This is a genomic window from Larkinella ripae (assembly GCF_054780775.1).
Window position 1 is genome coordinate 1 of sequence record NZ_BAAGVR010000042.1, and the last position, 1,107, is coordinate 1,107.

Genomic DNA, 1,107 nt, shown 5'->3' on the forward strand with positions numbered 1-1,107 from the left:
TTTTTACTCTTGAAATTAATTCTTCCGGCGTCAGCCCATTCAGCGAACTATGGGGTCGATAGCCATTGTACTCCTGCCTCCATTGCTCAATCTTTTGCTGAGCGTCTTCCAAAGATAAAAACCAGTGAACCGATAAACATTCATCTCTCAAACTTCCATTAAAAGATTCAATATATGGGTTATCTGTCGGTTTCCCTGGCCGTGAATAATCTAGGGTAACGGTATTTTCATAAGCCCAGCGATCCATCGCTTTTGATATAAATTCACTGCCGTTGTCGACTTGAATACGATTGGGCTTTGTCTTCTGTTCAGCTATAATCCGATTCACGACTGTCACGACATCTTCACCTTTTAGTGACTGTCCTACATGGATAGCTAAGCATTTGCGACTGTAATTATCGACAACAGTTAACGCACGAAACTTTCGCCCATCGAAGAGCTGATCGGCCACAAAATCCATACTCCAACATTCATGCAAAGTAGAGATGGATGGGCGTTGTCGGCGATGGGCAGCCGCTCGATGACGTTTGGGTCGTTTCCTGCGCAGATTTAACTCTTCTTCGCAGTAGATCCGGTACACCCGCTTGTGATTATCCCGCCAGCCTTCACGCCTAAGTAGAGTGAAAATACGACGATGACCGTAGCGGATTCTGACTTGCGCGATTTCTTTGATCCGCTGTCGTACAACCGTGTCATCTCGTCGATGAGCCTTATAGTACCAAACAGAACGTTGAAGAAGCACCACTCCACAAGCTCGTTGGGTGGCCACTTGATAGTCATTGATTAAACTGTGCGCCAATTCACGCTTCTGAATTGGCTTTAGAGCTTTTTTTTGAGTACATCCTGGAGCATTTGTTTATCGAGACTCAGGTCCGCTACCAGTTGTTTAAGTTGGCGGTTTTCTTCTTCCAGTTGACGCAAACGTCGTAACTCAGAAACGCCTAACCCGGTGTACTTCTTTTTCCAATTGTAAAAAGTGGCCTCGCTTATGCCCATTTTTCGGCACACCTCTACAACAGCAACTCCCGTTTCAGCCTGCTTGAGGGCGAACACAATCTGGGCCTCGGTGAATTTAGTCTTTTTCATGACAATTGCCTTTAAATTTAA

At 45.3% G+C, this 1,107-nt stretch carries 1 protein-coding gene; it reads right to left on the reverse strand.

All coding sequences use genetic code 11. From position 1 onward, the window contains the following. Positions 1 to 1,086, reverse strand: a protein-coding gene (locus ACYVHX_RS29615) for an IS3 family transposase (protein ID WP_460675343.1) whose coding sequence is annotated in 2 segments (ribosomal slippage) — positions 1 to 825 and positions 825 to 1,086 — 1,087 coding nt annotated over the 2 segments. Because the reading frame shifts where the segments join, the coding sequence is not laid out codon by codon here. This gene is flagged as partial in the annotation. Positions 1,087 to 1,107: the final 21 nt, after the last annotated feature.